The following is a 15206-nucleotide window of genomic DNA, read 5'->3' on the forward strand; positions in this document are numbered from 1 at the left end:
ACTACATAAGTAAAGCCCTTTTTCGGAAATCCGTTAAAGGGTTTTTTTATGGGCCTGGTAGAAGTGCCAGAGCACGATACCAGCCGATACCGAAATGTTCAGAGAATGCTTGGTTCCTTCCTGAGGGATTTCCAAAACACCATCGCAGGCATTTACTACATCCTGATCCACTCCCTTTACTTCATTGCCCAATACCAATACATACGCTTGATCGGCTTGTGGTTCAAAGCTGAGTAGATTATGGCTGTCTTTCGTTTGTTCCACGGCCAGGGTCTGGTAGCCTTTTTCCTTGAGCTCCTCAATAAGATCGAGGGTATTCTCCCGGTATTCCCATTCCACCGACTCACTGGCCCCGAGGGCCGTTTTTCGAATGCCGCGATGCGGTGGAGTAGCCGTAATTCCGCATAACCACACTTTTTCCACCCGAAAGGCATCAGAGGAGCGAAAAACCGAGCCAATATTATTCAGGCTACGAATGTTGTCTAAGACCACTACCAGAGGGATTTTAGAGGCCTTTTTAAAGGCTTCGACCGACAAGCGGTCCATTTCCTCCACTTTTAATTTCCTGTTCATAAATCGCCAAAAGATGTAAGAGGCAATTCGGGCTTCGTGTAGCCGTCTTTTTACCTTTATCCGTTCACGGACAAAGAAAATACAAGCGGTAGATTTGGCAACCAAAAAAGCTAGCGAAACCCCTTTGATGAAGCAGTATAATCAAATCAAAGGGAAATATCCGGATGCACTTTTGCTCTTCCGGGTAGGAGATTTTTACGAAACCTTTGGTGAGGATGCGATCAAAGCATCCCGGATTCTGGGCATTATTCTAACCAAAAGAAAGAATGGTGCTGCGGCTCATATTGAGCTGGCTGGGTTCCCTCACCACTCTCTGGATACCTATTTACCTAAGTTGGTAAGAGCTGGAGAGCGAGTAGCCATTTGCGATCAGTTGGAAGACCCCAAGATGACCAAGAAGATCGTCAAAAGAGGGGTTACTGAATTGGTAACTCCTGGGGTGTCGTACAACGACAAGGTGTTGGATCACAACCGGAACAACTTTCTGGCGGCGGTCACCATAGACAAGAAGAGAGCCGGGGTTGCTTTCCTGGATATCTCCACCGGAGAATTTTTGGTGGCTGAAGGAAAACCGGAGTATGTAGATAAACTGTTACAAAGCTTTCAGCCCTCTGAGGTATTGTTCAATCGTCAGAAGAAGGCGCAGCTTACTCCTTTGTTCGGCGATAAGCTTCATGTCTTTTATCTGGAAGATTGGGCTTTTCAGAAAGACTTTGCAGAAGAACTATTACTACGCCAATTTGGAACCAATTCCCTCAAGGGATTTGGAGTAGAAGATTTGCCCTTAGGGGTTGAAGCAGCAGGAGCTGCCTTGCACTACCTTTCCGAAACGCAGCATAACCGGGTAGATCATATCGCCCGAATCGCCCGAATTGAAGAAGATAACTTCGTTTGGCTGGATCGGTTTACGATCCGAAACCTGGAGCTGTTTAACAGTCCTCATGCGGGGGCAAAAACGCTTTTAGGCATTATCGACGATACGGTTTCTCCGATGGGTGCCCGATTGATGCGTCGCTGGCTGGCTCTACCATTGAAGGATAGAGAAGCTATAGAATCACGCCATAGCCGGGTTGGCTTTTTTCTGGAGCAGGACTCCATTGCTGATGAACTCAGCTCTTTGATTAAAGAGGTGGGAGACCTGGAGCGATTGATAAGTAAAGCCTCTATCGGTCGAATTAGCCCCAAAGAGATGAGGCAGCTTTTGGTAGGTGTGAAACTTATTCCAAGGGTAAAAGAGCTCTTTGCTAAAAGTGGTCTGGTAGAATTGGAGCAGCTAAATGCCCGATTAGATGATTGTGTGGAAATGGCCACAAGAATCGAAAAGGAGCTTTCTGACGATCCTCCAGCTCAAGTAATCAAGGGAAATGTGATTCGCGAAGGCGTTTCTGAAGAATTGGACGAACTCCGTAAATTGATGTTTTCCGGTAAAGATTACTTGGTGACGATTCAGCAACGGGAGATTGAAAAAACAGAAATTCCGTCCCTCAAGATTGGCTTTAACAATGTGTTTGGCTATTACCTGGAGGTTACGCACAGACATAAAGACAAGGTACCGGAAGAGTGGGTTCGTAAACAGACACTCACCAATTCAGAACGCTACATTACCGAGGAACTGAAGGAATACGAAAGCCGTATTCTCGGTGCTGAGGAAAAGATATTGAAATTAGAAACGGAACTCTTTGAGAAGCTGGTAGCCTTTGTGGCTCGAGGAGTACAGCCCGTTCAGCGCAACGCAGAAGTATTGGCCGAAACCGATTGCCTTTTGAGTTTTGCCCGGGTAGCTAATCGCAATCAATATACCCGACCTTCTATGAACGACGGTCTGGCTATAGCTATCCAGGATGGACGCCATCCGGTTATTGAGCAACAGCTGCCTGTAGGGGAGGAATACGTTGCCAACGATGTGTACCTCGATCAGGATAAGCAGCAATTGCTGATGATTACCGGTCCTAACATGGCGGGTAAGTCGGCTTTCTTAAGGCAAAATGCGCTGATCGTTATCCTCGCCCAAATGGGAAGTTACGTTCCGGCTAAAAATGCAGAGATTGGAGTCATCGACAAGATCTTTACCCGGGTAGGAGCCAGCGATAATATTTCGCAAGGCGAATCGACCTTTATGGTGGAGATGAACGAAACGGCCAGTATTCTAAATAATATTTCGGATCGAAGTTTGGTGATTCTCGATGAAATTGGACGAGGTACAAGTACCTATGATGGAATTTCTATCGCCTGGTCCATTGCCGAGTTTTTGCATCAGAATAAGGCACGCCCGAAAACTTTGTTTGCCACTCACTACCATGAGTTGAATGAAATGGCAACGAGCTACGATCGGATCAAGAATTACAGCATCTCTATTCGGGAGATTGATAAGAAGGTTGTATTCCTTCGAAAGCTGATTCCGGGGGTAGTGAACACAGTTTTGGTATCCATGTGGCCAAAATGGCTGGAATGCCGGCCCGGGTTATTCATAAAGCCGAAAAAATTCTGGAGGAGTTAGAAACCACTCATGCAAGCAAGGATCAGAACAAAGATGTATTGAAGAAACAAAGTGATATGCAGCTGAGTTTCTTTCAGTTGGATGATCCTACGCTGTCCCAAATCAAGGACGAGATTATGAATACCGACATCAATACTTTGACCCCTGTAGAGGCCCTGATGAAATTGAATGAGATTAAAAGCCTGTTAGAAGGTTGATTTTTCTTTTGGTATTTGTGAAAAAGTTATACTTTTGACGCCCCAAACGCGAGAGTAGCTCAGCTGGTAGAGCACGACCTTGCCAAGGTCGGGGTCGCGGGTTCGAATCCCGTCTCCCGCTCAAGAAAAGGAAGGTCGCCCAAGGCGACCTTTTTTATTTGATCACCCGCCCGGGTGGTGGAATTGGTAGACACGCTGGACTTAAAATCCAGTGGACATTGCGTCCGTACGGGTTCAAGTCCCGTCCCGGGTACAAAACAGCTTTGAGAGGCAGCATGAATGCGAAATCTTGAAGCTGTTTTTTTTTACCTAAACCTAACTGATGTATTTCGTCTATATCATTCAAAGTGAATCTACTGGAGCCTTGTATAAGGGTCAATCTCAAGATGTGGATACTCGATTGAAGCAACATAATTCGGGTAAGACCAAATCGACGAAATCTGGGATTCCATGGAAACTGATTTATAAGGAGGAGTACGAAACCTTGGAGGAAGCACTCAAAAGGGAACGGTATTTAAAGACGGCGGCAGGCCGTCGATGGATCAAGAAAAATGTTTTAGCTGGATAAATCCAGTGGACATCGCGTCCGTACGGGTTCCCCGCCCGACTGAACGTCGTTCGGGCGGGAAGTCCCGTCCCGGGTACTTTTCAGAAACGAGAACGAGGTTTGAGACACGTTCTCGTTTTTTTTTTGACCCCCACTCATCCGGATTTGTAATCCGGATGTTAGAGCTGCGGATTTTAAACTGAGCTTGCGACCTCATGAACGAAGTGAGTAATCCGCGACTCGTACTTTCGGATTACAAATCCGAAAGAGTAAGATAGTTCAGAACTATGGTATTCAATTCATTTATTGGGTTGATGATTTAGATTTACACTCCGATTAAAAAAGGATAATACCAGATAAGATGAGACAATCCCTTAGTATTCTAATAATAGCTTTAGCGGTGACTTTTATAAGCTGCAACCCGGAAGAGGGGCAAAAGGATAATAGAACAGAAGAAAAAGGAAACCCTGTTGAATCAATGGATACCGTTCCGAAAGTGACAGGAATTGGAGGGATTTTTTTTAAATCAAGTAGCCCTCAAAAAATGAAAGAATGGTACCGGGATAATTTAGGACTTGCGGTTGATGCCTATGGTTCTCCATTCGAATTTAGGAATGCTAATCGTCCTGATGAAGTTAACTACCTGAATTGGGATGTCTTTGAAGATTCTACAGATTATTTCGATCCTTCCGAAAAAGAGTTCATGATCAACTATAGAGTTCAAAACATCGAAGGATTAGTGCAGAAATTGAAAAACAATGGAGTCACGATTGTCGATGATATTGCTACCTACGACTACGGCAAATTTGTACACATTGTGGATTCGGATGGAAACAAAATTGAGTTATGGGAGCCCGTTGATAGTGTTCTAACCAAAATGGGAAGGCCAACAACAAAATAAAGCCGAAACCCACCGAAATGGGAACGATAAAGATGGCTGTATTGAACGATACCTCGGAAACAACATTCAATTGGTTGAGAACCTATAAGAAAGCTGAATTAGGCTGATTTTTTGACGACTTCCTATAAAGGAGGATATTTTCCAAGTTGGGTTTTAAAATCATCCAATGTGCCATACATATCCGACACGTAAAAAATGACTTGTTCGGAGTTCCCAACTTCATTAAGGAATTCAATCTTGTATTGAGAATAAGGGATGCCGAATATCCGTAGCCTGTTCTGGGTATCCTCGAGATTTTTAATTCGAGTCAAGGAAATCTTTCGTTGATTCTTTGAGTTTTGTAAGATCAAGAATTCCGAATCATAGTAAACATCCACCCGCTTTTGGTTTTGTCTGAATAGATATAGCCCGGTTAGGGTTAAACCGATAAAAACGGCGAGGTAATTTAATACAGGAATTGACTCAAGTAATTTATAGAGTGCTAAGCTTCCAAAGAGCCCAATTAACACGGGGAATAGGAAGGATAGTTGTGCCGTATTTTGAGACAGTGGTTTCATGAATAGGGAGGAAGGTATTTATTGATTCCTTTTTCAGGGGTGCTCCAGTAGAGCCAGTTGCCATTCATGTAGAAAACTTCAACAACTTCTCCGATTTTGAAATAGCGATATAAGGAGTTGGCATATCGCAACCGCACTAATTCATCGTTTCCGATTTTTTCTACCTTAATGTAAGGGTAGTCTAACTGAGAATAATTGTTGCGCAATTGTGCTTTTTCCTTGCGGTATTCTTTGACGATTGCGAATTTCTTTTCCGATTTATTTCGAAGCTTTAGGAACCGATGTTTCTCGTAGATGAGAAATAGTAGGTACATAATAACGAAAGCAACTAAGCCGAAAGCCAAGGTCATATTCAAAGTTCGAAATTCCAATCGGGATAAAAAAGATAGCCATTCATAAATGGTCAAAGGCAGAAGCGCCGCCATTTAACTTTCAAAATCCACCACTTACCCAAAACCAAAGTTTAGCTGTGCCATTCACCCTCAAGAAGGGGTCTTCGAATAAAGGGAACTTGGTTTAAAAGCCGGGAAATTCAACTTTCGAAAAAACAAAAATGTCATGAAACTGCTACTCAATTTAACCGCTTGCTTCCTCTTTTTGGTCGTAAGTACCACCTTGAAAGGACAAACTACGGATACCACTTTTACCTTCGAACTAAACCTGCTTACCCAGCAGATGGATACCCATGACGTGGTCATTACCGAATTTGATGAACACTGCCGGGCCACTTCCAAAACTTACCTGGATTTTTCCTGCCGATTTGGATTGTATGACGGATGGTGCTACCAAAGCAGATTTGAATATGTCTACGATAGCAATGACTCCTTACTTAGCCAATTGGCGCTGCATTATTTAGATCCTCAAGACTCTACGAGTACAGACAGTGTGTCCAAACAGGTATTTACCCGAGATGGGCAGGGAAGAGTGACGAGATATAGCCTCTATGCCTATACAGGGGCGAGTATAGAAGAAAATCAACGCCGGGAATATGTCTATTCAGGTAATGATCAAATCAAATTTACCCGCTACTATAACTACAATGGTAACCTGATCAAAGGTGAAGAAAACCGCTACGTTCATCAAAATGGTTTGATTACAGATCGTAGCTTTTTGATGTTCAATTACAAAGGTGATACCCTTCATCAAATGGAGTTCACTTATTTCCGATCGACTCAAGGAAGGTTGGATAGCATTCAATCGGTAAAGTATGATACCACTGCAGGTCAATTTGTTCCGGCTGGATTGGACGGGTGGATCTATCAACCCGATTCCTCTCACTTTTTTACCTACGCTATCGAGCGGGATACCACTCGATTTATTAGAGATACGCTTGAAGTAGTGGAGTATCGCTATGCGCAGGGAAAGAAGATTTATGAAAGAAAACGGCAAAGACGCAGTATGCATGCCTGGGATATTTCAGAGCAAAATCACTACTTCCAAAACGGACGAATAGATTCCATCGTCGTAAATAATAGTTGGGACGATGTTAACCTCCACTTCTTAGGTCGTTCTTTTAGATCCTTCACCTACGATGATGGTGCCCTGGTTTCGGAAAGAGCCACCTATCGTTTTAGAGGAAGTCTGAACTATGATAGAACCACCTACATGCCAATATGCAAAACCGTATTAAGTATTGAGGGTGATGATATTTGGACGATTGATGGGGTAGTGGCCTATCCCAACCCTTTTGAAAATGAACTTTACGTTCCGGTAGAGGAGCCCATTTCTTATACTCTTCGAAACCTGGCAGGTCAAATTCTTCAAAAAGGAGAGTTGAGTCCAGCTGATTACCGCATCACGGTAGAGAATGCTCCGGCTGGTATGTTATTGCTGGAAATTGGAGAGGGTCAGGAAATGCTAAAAATCGTTCATCGTTGACCAAAAGGGAATCAACCTCATTCTGACGCAGCAAACCGACCATTCTGATAGTTTTAAAAGCAGCGCTTTATGCGCTGCTTTTTTCTTTTGCGGAGATAATGATTCACCCCAAGAAAATCAGGTTTGGTAACAAATGAGACCTCGATAAGGTGCTTTGATTTAGGTTTGTGGCCTCGACGAATTTGAAAGTTCAAAAGCCTGCTTTACCTCATTTCCATAAAGCAATTTCTTGTTCTATTCCTGATCAGTATAGGAATAGCAAGCTTGCCTTTGACCAGGGCGAAGGCCCAGGCCCATGTTAAGTACCAAAAGGAGATGCATAAGATCGACTCCATTGTATCGACCACCAATACCGACGTGGCTCTTCCAATCGTTCTGGATCTATATCAGAAATACAAATTACAGGATTCGACTTCCACTTACTTCAGGAAACTTAGCTGGCAATACGTTTTCATTTTGGAGAAATCGGAATTAAACGAAAAGGCAGTTGAATTGGCCAATCAATTGTTAGATAGAAAATTTGACGATGACGAGTTTAATGCCCATGTTTTGATTCTCCTTGTTCGTTTACAGGAGAAATTGTACAACGCAGAACTTTGTCATCAGCGATTAGAAGAATCTCGAAACCTGGCTCAGCATTGCGGTAATGATAGTTTATGGGTAGCCTGGAATGTAAGGAAGTCCTCTTATCACCGAACCATGGAAGAACTGTATGGAGATTCCGCCATCTTTTATGCGGAAAATGCCTACCGTCTCGCTCAGGATATTCCAAATTCCACCATTAAAGGCGTGGCCACTTTTCTCTATGCGGTGACCTTAAAAGACCTGGACAAAAGGATTCCGTTTTACCAAGAGGCCTTGGATATCTTTTTGGATGTGAACGACCATTTTCACGCTTCCCTTCAACATCTAAACATTGCTCGAAGCGAACAACTTTTAGGCAACGAGGAAGGGTATGTAAAGCACATGAACCTGGTAAAGAAGATGACCGATGAGTACCCATTTTGGGATGCTTTGGTTACTTACTATGCTTATCAAATGCGCTACTTCAGGGAAAAGAATCAATTTGATTCGGCCTTGGTTATGGCGGATTCCCTTCTCATTTTTACGGAAAGAGGTTATTCTACCCGGGATAGAATGAAACTGATGGCGAAGGATTTTGATTTTTCTACCCGAAGATTGAAGAAGCAACTCAACGAAACTCAAGAGTTAGCAGAGCTTAAAGAGGAGCAACGTCGCACCATGGCCTACACGCTTCTGATCATTGTTGGACTCTCCATAATTATCCTGATTTTGGCCTGGGATCAATTCCAGAAGAAGAAACAGATTCGGTTGGATAATGAGGTGATCCTTCAACAGAATATTGAACTCGGCCAGGCTATTGAGAAGAATAAACTCCTGATGCGGGAGATGAATCACCGATTAAAAAACAACTTGTCTACGCTGAGTGGTTTATTGGAAATTCAAGCCAATAAAACGGTCAACAAGGTGGTGGAGAATGAACTGAACAAGAGCATTCACCGAATCAATCTGATATCCGAAGTCTACAAGAGCATCCTGGAAGAAGAAGAGAATTACCGGGTTCTTGTGGTTCCCATATTACAGCGATTGATAGAGGCACAAACCCTACTTTTTGGAAAGTCAGCCTCCATTGTAGATGCCCAATTGGATAAGTTGTACCTGAGATCGGAGGAGACCATTGCCTTTGCCCTGATTGTGAATGAGCTTTTAACGAATGCTTTTAAGTACGGAGATCTAAACCTGGGAAGTGTTCAAATGGAATTAAAACTTATTCCGGGGCAAGCTACTTTTTCCATTTCCAATCCCGGACAGGGCTTAGCGGAGAATTACAAAATAAGTGATGCCAAATCCAGTGGTTTGTATATCGTAAATCTATTGGTCAAGCAGCTCGGTGGAAACCTGAAATGGTATCAACAAGGCGAACGATTTAACCTTCATTTTACTATTAAACTTCCCGATGAAGATTCAGATATTGATCGTTGAGGATAACGCCATAGTTGCTGAGAAAACCAAACTCTATATTCAGGAGTATGAGCATTTCAATGTAAAAGACATTGCTTATAACTACAGCGAAGCCTTGGAACTGATCCATAGGAAAGAATACGATCTGGCCATTGTAGATATCCATTTGGGAAGAGGGAAGTCGGGAATCGAAGTGGCACAATTGCTTAAAGACAAGGGAGTACATTTCATTTACCTAACTTCCTATGCAGATCAAGAAACGATTAGTAGCGCGGCTCTCTTAGAACCTATTGGGTACTTGGTGAAGCCCATTAGTAAAGCCAACCTTTTTGCCAATTTAGAAATGGCCCGACTCAACTTCTTTGGCAAAGATCAAATTGAAATACGGGAAGGGAAGAGTACTCTATACTTCTTAAAATCTCAGGTATTCTACATCAAATCTTCCGGTAACTATTGCGAAGTTTTTGATCAGGAAGGAGCCAAGGTTATTCGCCAAAAGATTACAGATTGGACGGATCAGGATCCTAAAACCTTTGTGAGGGTGCATCGCTCCTATGTGATCAATCGCAATAAGATTAAGGCCATTGGTAAAGAGATTACATTAGTCTCGGGAGACATCATCCCAGTATCTGCAGGCTATCGTGATCACCTAAAAGATTGGGCCTAAATCCAAATTCAATCTGAGCTCCTCGCTCATTTCACAACAAAACTTTCGGGATTCATCCCAAATTTCGGCGATGGGCCCCTGGAGCCAATAGGTTTGAATCGAATTGTAAAAACAATAGACCTATGACAAAGATTCAAGCTTTATGGATGGGAATGGCGATGACCTCTATCGTCCTCTTTTTTTCATCCTGCAACACCGACCCGTGTTTAGATAAAATGTGCTCCAATGGAGGAGTTTGTGTGGAGGGAACTTGCCAATGTGAGACGGGTTTCAGTGGAGAAAACTGCGAAATCGAAGACAAGTGCTTATCCCAAAAGGTTAACTGCCAAAACGGGGGAGCTTGCACTGATGGTACATGCGATTGCCCGGATGATTATATCGGAACCCATTGCGAAAAACTAAATCCAGGTAAAACTCAGCAGTTTTTGGATTCGGGAAAGACACCCAAAATGTTGTTCGATGGAGGAGTGCCCTTAGATAGTATTTATGGTAAGCAGTATGCCGGGGGGCGAATTTTTTACCTGGATACGACCAGCGGCAAGGGCATAGTAGCCGCTGAAAATCCACCGGTGTTTGAAATGAGCTGGAGTTGCCAAATTGTGGTTCCAGGAAACGGGACCGAAATAGGTGCTGGATTTGACAATAACGAAAAGTTCCTGCAATACTGCGGGATGAGCGGGGCCATCGGTGAATGTCATAATCTGTATTTCAATGCTCACAATGATTGGTACATCCCTTCGAGAGATGAAATTGAGCTCATTTATCTCCACCTTCATAAAAGAGGATTAGGTGGTTATTCAGATGACCTTTATTGGTCGTCCTCGATCAAAGACACCAACCAAATTTACGGATGGTCATTTAAAGACGGTATTAGTCAGGACCTTGATATTGCCTTAGGTTTTTATCGTTTTCCATGCGTTAGGAACTTCTAACACACATCCATTCTTAACCTTCAGAACATCGGTTCTGCCCTTTTTGTATTCAGCAAATTATTCAAATCAAATATGAAAACGATCACTAAATTTTTGTTTGTGGCCAGCCTATTTTCCCTGGCCATTATTTCCCAATCCTGTAAAAAAGACAAGTGCGAAGAAGTGAGCTGCTCCAATGGCGGAGTCTGCGTAGATGGGACTTGTGAATGTCCATCGGGCTTTTCAGGAGAGAATTGCCAAACTGAGGATAAGTGTATTACCTCTGGAGTATCCTGCCAAAATGGGGGCACCTGTGTTAATGGTGCTTGTGACTGTCCGGATGGTTTTACAGGAACTAATTGCGAAACCTTAGATCTATCGGATATTCAAAAACTATTAGATGGTGGGCAAACACCCAAACAACTGGTGGATGCCGGAGTCGATTTAAAGGACTTGTATGGTAAAACCTATGAAGGCGGACTTATCGCTTATTTTAATGCCAACACGAAAATTGGAATCATTGCGGCGCCAAGTGATTTGAACGAATCAGTCTGGGGATGCAACAGCAATTCCATATCCGGAACCAAAGCTCAAAAAGGAATGGGTTCGGCCAATACTCATTTGATAACCGATGGCTGCTCAGATGCTGGAATTCCTGCCCGCCAATGTTCTGACTTAAGCTTAAATGGAAAAAGTGACTGGTTTCTTCCATCATCGGATGAATTGGAAGCTTTTTACAACAACCTGCATCAAAACGGTATGGGCAGTTTCGAAAAGGCCTTGTACTGGAGTTCTAATCAGGCCTCTGCTAAATATGGTGACGCCTTCGATTTTTCCGATGGTTTTAATACTTCGGCTCCTAAATCAAAATCCTACAAAGTAAGAGCTGCACGCTATTTCGAAATCGATTAATCCTATCCTTTTCAAAAATAGGGAGAGTAACCAGTCAGGCCCTTTAAGGGTGAGTTTAGTTGGAGGATAGGTCCTTCTAAATTCGGTAAACAGCGCATTTAATGCGCTGTTTTTTTTGGTTTAAGGTGAGGTGCTACAAATGGATTGTATTTAACCCGAACCGAAAGACCATTCCCCGTTACTCCACAGAAAAAAGTGAGACAAAATAGGTGGGTGTAGTACAAAAAGATCAATAATCAACTGAGAACGGGTATTGGTTAGTTCATACCCACATTTCACCTATATGACTTGGAAATAAAGGCATAAAATCGCACCTTTATCCCATCAATAAGTGCTCCCCTGAGACCTGCAAATCGAATGGAATGAGTACTTACGGATTGACGAGGTCCTGACCACAGCGTTGGAGGAGTGTCCTGATCAGCTGTGCTAATCACAATCGATTAATCCCTGAATAGTCCCGAATCTTCGAGATTCGGTTCTATTTTTTGGGATATCTTTCGGGCAATTCCGACGGATCAATTCATTGTCAATTGCGCAACTCTCTTTTTAACCTACTTCTTTTCCTGGGGCTTTTTTGCTCCTTTTCCCTTTGGGGACAGCAATACCAATTTTCCAATTTTTCAGTAGGCGAAGGTTTGGCCCAATCTCAGGTTTATGCTTTGTTGGAAGATTCCCGTGGTTATATCTGGATGGGAACTCGGGGAGGTGGTCTTTGCCGATTTGATGGAGAAAAATTTACGACCTACTCGGTCAATGATGGATTGGTGAGCAACTACATCCTAAGCCTACATGAAGATGAGCAAAACGATCTCTGGATAGGAACCAGCAATGGACTTTGTCGTTTCGACGGAATGGTGTTTACCCGAATTGATCCCGGCTTTTCCGGAACCTGGGTGGTGGATGACATCACCACTGGAAAGGATGGAAGCCTTTGGTTTGGTTCCAGCAAAGGTTTGTTTCAATGGCAAAACGGTAAAATGAGTAAGGTCGAGGAAGAGAGCTTTCAAAACAAAGGCCCTTTGACTCTGTGGTATAGTGATTCTACCCAGCGTTTGTGGGTAGGTAGCGATCGGGGAATTACGGTTTACCAGAATGAGGTATTGACCCGGCTAACCCGACGAACAGGACTTAGTGGAAATTTGATACGTGCCTTTGAACCGGATCATAACGGATTGCTTTGGGTTGGAACCTATGGAAATGGAGTGTGTGCGGTAGGTACAGATCGGATTGTTTCCTTCAACGATATCTTGGGGTTAGAAGATGCCGTGATCACCGACCTTCTTTGCGATCAAAAAGGACGTATGTGGATTTCAACCACAGAACAAGGCGTCTGTCGGTGGAATCCCCGGGATAGTTCTGTTGTTTATTTAACCGAAAGAGATGGCTTGGCCAATAACCATACTCGGTCTTTGCTGCGAGACAGCTGGGGCAATTTTTGGATGGGGACTTCAGGAGGCGGAGTTAGTCGATACTCAGGGCAGTTGTTCAAGTATTATTCCACCCGAAGTGGACTTCCAGCCAATTACATCTACTCGTTGTTTCCGGATCTCAATAATCATTTATGGATCACCTCTTCCGACAAAGAAATTGCCCGTTTTGACGGGACGTCCTTCATTCCCTATGGAATCGATTCCGGATTTCCTGGCCTAAAAACCAAAACCGTTTTTCAAACATCAGATAGCCTGATGTGGTTTGGAACCGAGGGTGAAGGACTGTACACCTACGACGGTGATACGGTTATTTCCTATCGGTTAAAGAATGGCCTCTCCGGCGATTGGGTAAAAGACATCATTGAAGATGATAGTGGCTTTGTTTGGGTGGCTACCCAAGATGGAGGCATTTGCAGGATTGATAGACGCGACACAACAGGATGGGATTTTAGAATCTTCAGAGCGCCCCGAAAAATTTCAGACAACCGGATCGGTCAATTGCACCAAGACAAAAGAGGACGAATTTGGTATGTGACCCGAACAAATGGAATTGGCTACTTCATTCCCGACAGCCTCCAGCAGGACTACAATGTAAGAAATGGCCTGGCGGGCAATAGTGTTCGAGCCATTCTTGAAGACAGCCGAGGTTGGTTGTGGGTTGCTACTGGTGGACGAGGTTTAAGCCGCCTGTCGTTATACTCCGATTCCATCTGGATTAAGAATTACAACCACAGCGACGGACTTACCTCCGACAACATTTACTTGCTTGAAGAGGATTCTGTCGGGCAGCTTTGGGTTGGTTCGGAACGAGGCGTTGATCGCTTGTTGTTTGGTGACGACGGCGAGATTGTAGAAATCAAGCATTATGGAAAGTCTGAAGGCTTTTTGGGCGTGGAAACCGTCACTCGGGCTGTGACTACGGATCGAGAAGGAAACACCTGGTTTGGCACCGTTAATGGCCTTTTGAAATACTCGCCTAAAATGAGTTCAAGAAAGAGCCATCCACCCGTTTTAAGAATTACCGGGACAAGCCTTTCCTACATTCCATTAGAAAATACGACCTATGCCGATTGGCGTCAAAAATGGGGACAGATTAAAGATGGATTGATTCTGCCCTATGATGAAAACCATATCTCTTTCGACTTTCATGGAGTAGTACAAAGCAATCCCGCCAAAGTGAGGTATCGCTGGATGCTCGAAGGATTGGAAAAGCAGTGGTCACCGCCATCCGCCCAGCGAAATATTACCTATGCTAATCTCGCCCCAGGCAAATATGTTTTTAAGGTTAAAGCATCCAACCAGGAAGGAGAGTGGGATATTGAACCAGTCTCTTATTCCTTTACTATTACCGCTCCTTATTGGGAGAAATGGTGGTTTCGATCCAGTGTAGGAGGAGGATTGTTATTGATTTTAGCCTTGCTCGTATTGCTTCGAATTCGTCGGGTCAAACAAAAAGCAAAAGCGGTACAGCTGCAACTGCAAATGGAAAACGACCTGCTTCAGTTGGAACAAAAAGCCCTACGCCTTCAAATGAACCCGCACTTCATTTTTAATGCGCTCAACACCATTCAGGGACTCATCGTAACCAAAGACAATAAATCGGCACGTTATTACCTGGCGAAGTTTTCCAAGCTGATGCGGCGCATTCTCGATAATTCCCGAAGAATTTCCATATACCTCAGTGATGAAATCGCGACTTTGCAGGACTATGTGGCCATTGAGCAGTTTTGTAGCGGCAACCCTTTTGAAGTAGAGTTCGAAGGTCTGGAAGATCTCGAAACCGAAGCCATTCGAATTCCCCCTATGCTTATTCAACCCTTTGTGGAAAATGCCATCATTCATGGAATATCCAGAAAAGAAGGTGAGGGCAAAATCATTATCGGATTTAAGGAAGTAGGTGATTACCTGGAGTGTTATGTGGAGGACAATGGTATCGGTAGACAGAAGGCGGCACAGATGCGTGCGCAAAAGGAAGCCGGACATAAATCCGCTGCCCTGATCATTACCCAGGAAAGAATTGACCTCCTTAAATCGAACAAAAACCAGGATAGTATTTCCATCGAAGATCTTTACGATGCCGATGGCACTTCCCAAGGCACCCGAGTGACCGTTCGCGTTCCGATTACGGAATAAATATTGATAGCTTTCGTTTC

10 protein-coding genes, 2 tRNA genes and 1 pseudogene are annotated in these 15206 nt (G+C 43.7%); 11 read left to right on the forward strand and 2 right to left on the reverse strand.

The features are described 5' to 3' along the window. Positions 1-33: 33 nt before the first annotated feature. On the reverse strand, positions 34-573 hold the full coding sequence (locus KFE98_10235) for an RNA methyltransferase (GenBank protein UTW64493.1): 540 nt from the start codon (positions 571-573) through the stop codon (positions 34-36). Positions 574-700: 127 nt separating this feature from the next. On the opposite strand from KFE98_10235, the pseudogene mutS reads away from it, so the two are divergent. The 5 genes and pseudogenes from mutS (at position 701) to KFE98_10260 (ending at position 4715) form a co-directional block, all read left to right on the forward strand. Beyond that, a pseudogene (mutS, locus tag KFE98_10240) lies at positions 701-3267 on the forward strand (DNA mismatch repair protein MutS). A gap of 48 nt (positions 3268-3315) precedes the next feature. After that, positions 3316-3388, forward strand: a tRNA-Gly gene (locus KFE98_10245). A gap of 47 nt (positions 3389-3435) precedes the next feature. Next, positions 3436-3520, forward strand: a tRNA-Leu gene (locus KFE98_10250). Positions 3521-3589: 69 nt separating this feature from the next. Beyond that, on the forward strand, positions 3590-3835 hold the full coding sequence (locus KFE98_10255; GenBank protein ID UTW64494.1) for a GIY-YIG nuclease family protein: 246 nt from the start codon (positions 3590-3592) through the stop codon (positions 3833-3835). A gap of 457 nt (positions 3836-4292) precedes the next feature. After that, entirely contained in the window at positions 4293-4715 is a 423-nt protein-coding gene (locus KFE98_10260; GenBank protein UTW64684.1) for a VOC family protein, read from the forward strand. Positions 4716-5268: 553 nt separating this feature from the next. Here KFE98_10260 and KFE98_10265 read toward each other — a convergent pair. After that, the gene (locus tag KFE98_10265; GenBank protein UTW64495.1) at positions 5269-5697 is read right to left on the reverse strand and encodes a hypothetical protein; all 429 of its coding nucleotides are present in this window, start codon (positions 5695-5697) and stop codon (positions 5269-5271) included. Between the two features lie 133 nt (positions 5698-5830). Between KFE98_10265 and KFE98_10270 the strand changes: the two genes are divergently transcribed. The 6 genes from KFE98_10270 to KFE98_10295 all read left to right on the forward strand — a co-directional run bounded on the left by KFE98_10270 (position 5831) and on the right by KFE98_10295 (position 15186). Continuing rightward, positions 5831-7150, forward strand: coding sequence for a T9SS type A sorting domain-containing protein (locus KFE98_10270; GenBank protein UTW64496.1), 1320 nt, complete (start codon positions 5831-5833; stop codon positions 7148-7150). Positions 7151-7465: 315 nt separating this feature from the next. Continuing rightward, complete coding sequence (locus KFE98_10275; GenBank protein UTW64497.1) at positions 7466-9154, forward strand: sensor histidine kinase; 1689 nt, start codon at positions 7466-7468, stop codon at positions 9152-9154. Beyond that, positions 9129-9800 carry a response regulator transcription factor gene (locus KFE98_10280; GenBank protein ID UTW64498.1) on the forward strand — a complete coding sequence of 224 codons (672 nt, stop codon included), beginning with the start codon at positions 9129-9131 and terminating at the stop codon, positions 9798-9800. The genes KFE98_10275 and KFE98_10280 overlap by 26 nt, the downstream gene beginning before the upstream one ends. A gap of 122 nt (positions 9801-9922) precedes the next feature. Beyond that, entirely contained in the window at positions 9923-10732 is an 810-nt protein-coding gene (locus KFE98_10285; GenBank protein ID UTW64499.1) for a hypothetical protein, read from the forward strand. Positions 10733-10804: 72 nt separating this feature from the next. Further along, entirely contained in the window at positions 10805-11623 is an 819-nt protein-coding gene (locus tag KFE98_10290; protein UTW64500.1) for a hypothetical protein, read from the forward strand. 530 nt (positions 11624-12153) lie between these two features. After that, entirely contained in the window at positions 12154-15186 is a 3033-nt protein-coding gene (locus KFE98_10295; GenBank protein UTW64501.1) for a histidine kinase, read from the forward strand. Positions 15187-15206: the final 20 nt, after the last annotated feature.

This window comes from bacterium SCSIO 12741 (assembly GCA_024398055.1).
Taxonomy (GTDB): domain Bacteria; phylum Bacteroidota; class Bacteroidia; order Flavobacteriales_G; family Salibacteraceae; genus SCSIO-12741.

Bases quoted from the DNA above. Each gene is read 5' to 3' on its own strand.
- KFE98_10290 (UTW64500.1), top strand. From the start codon at position 10,805: ATGAAAACGATCACTAAATTTTTGTTTGTGGCCAGCCTATTTTCCCTG.
- KFE98_10260 (UTW64684.1), top strand. From the start codon at position 4,293: ATGGATACCGTTCCGAAAGTGACAGGAATTGGAGGGATTTTTTTTAAA.
- KFE98_10270 (UTW64496.1), top strand. From the start codon at position 5,831: ATGAAACTGCTACTCAATTTAACCGCTTGCTTCCTCTTTTTGGTCGTA.
- KFE98_10265 (UTW64495.1), bottom strand. From the start codon at position 5,697: ATGGCGGCGCTTCTGCCTTTGACCATTTATGAATGGCTATCTTTTTTA.
- KFE98_10235 (UTW64493.1), bottom strand. From the start codon at position 573: ATGAACAGGAAATTAAAAGTGGAGGAAATGGACCGCTTGTCGGTCGAA.
- KFE98_10285 (UTW64499.1), top strand. From the start codon at position 9,923: ATGACAAAGATTCAAGCTTTATGGATGGGAATGGCGATGACCTCTATC.
- KFE98_10280 (UTW64498.1), top strand. From the start codon at position 9,129: ATGAAGATTCAGATATTGATCGTTGAGGATAACGCCATAGTTGCTGAG.
- KFE98_10255 (UTW64494.1), top strand. From the start codon at position 3,590: ATGTATTTCGTCTATATCATTCAAAGTGAATCTACTGGAGCCTTGTAT.
- KFE98_10275 (UTW64497.1), top strand. From the start codon at position 7,466: ATGCATAAGATCGACTCCATTGTATCGACCACCAATACCGACGTGGCT.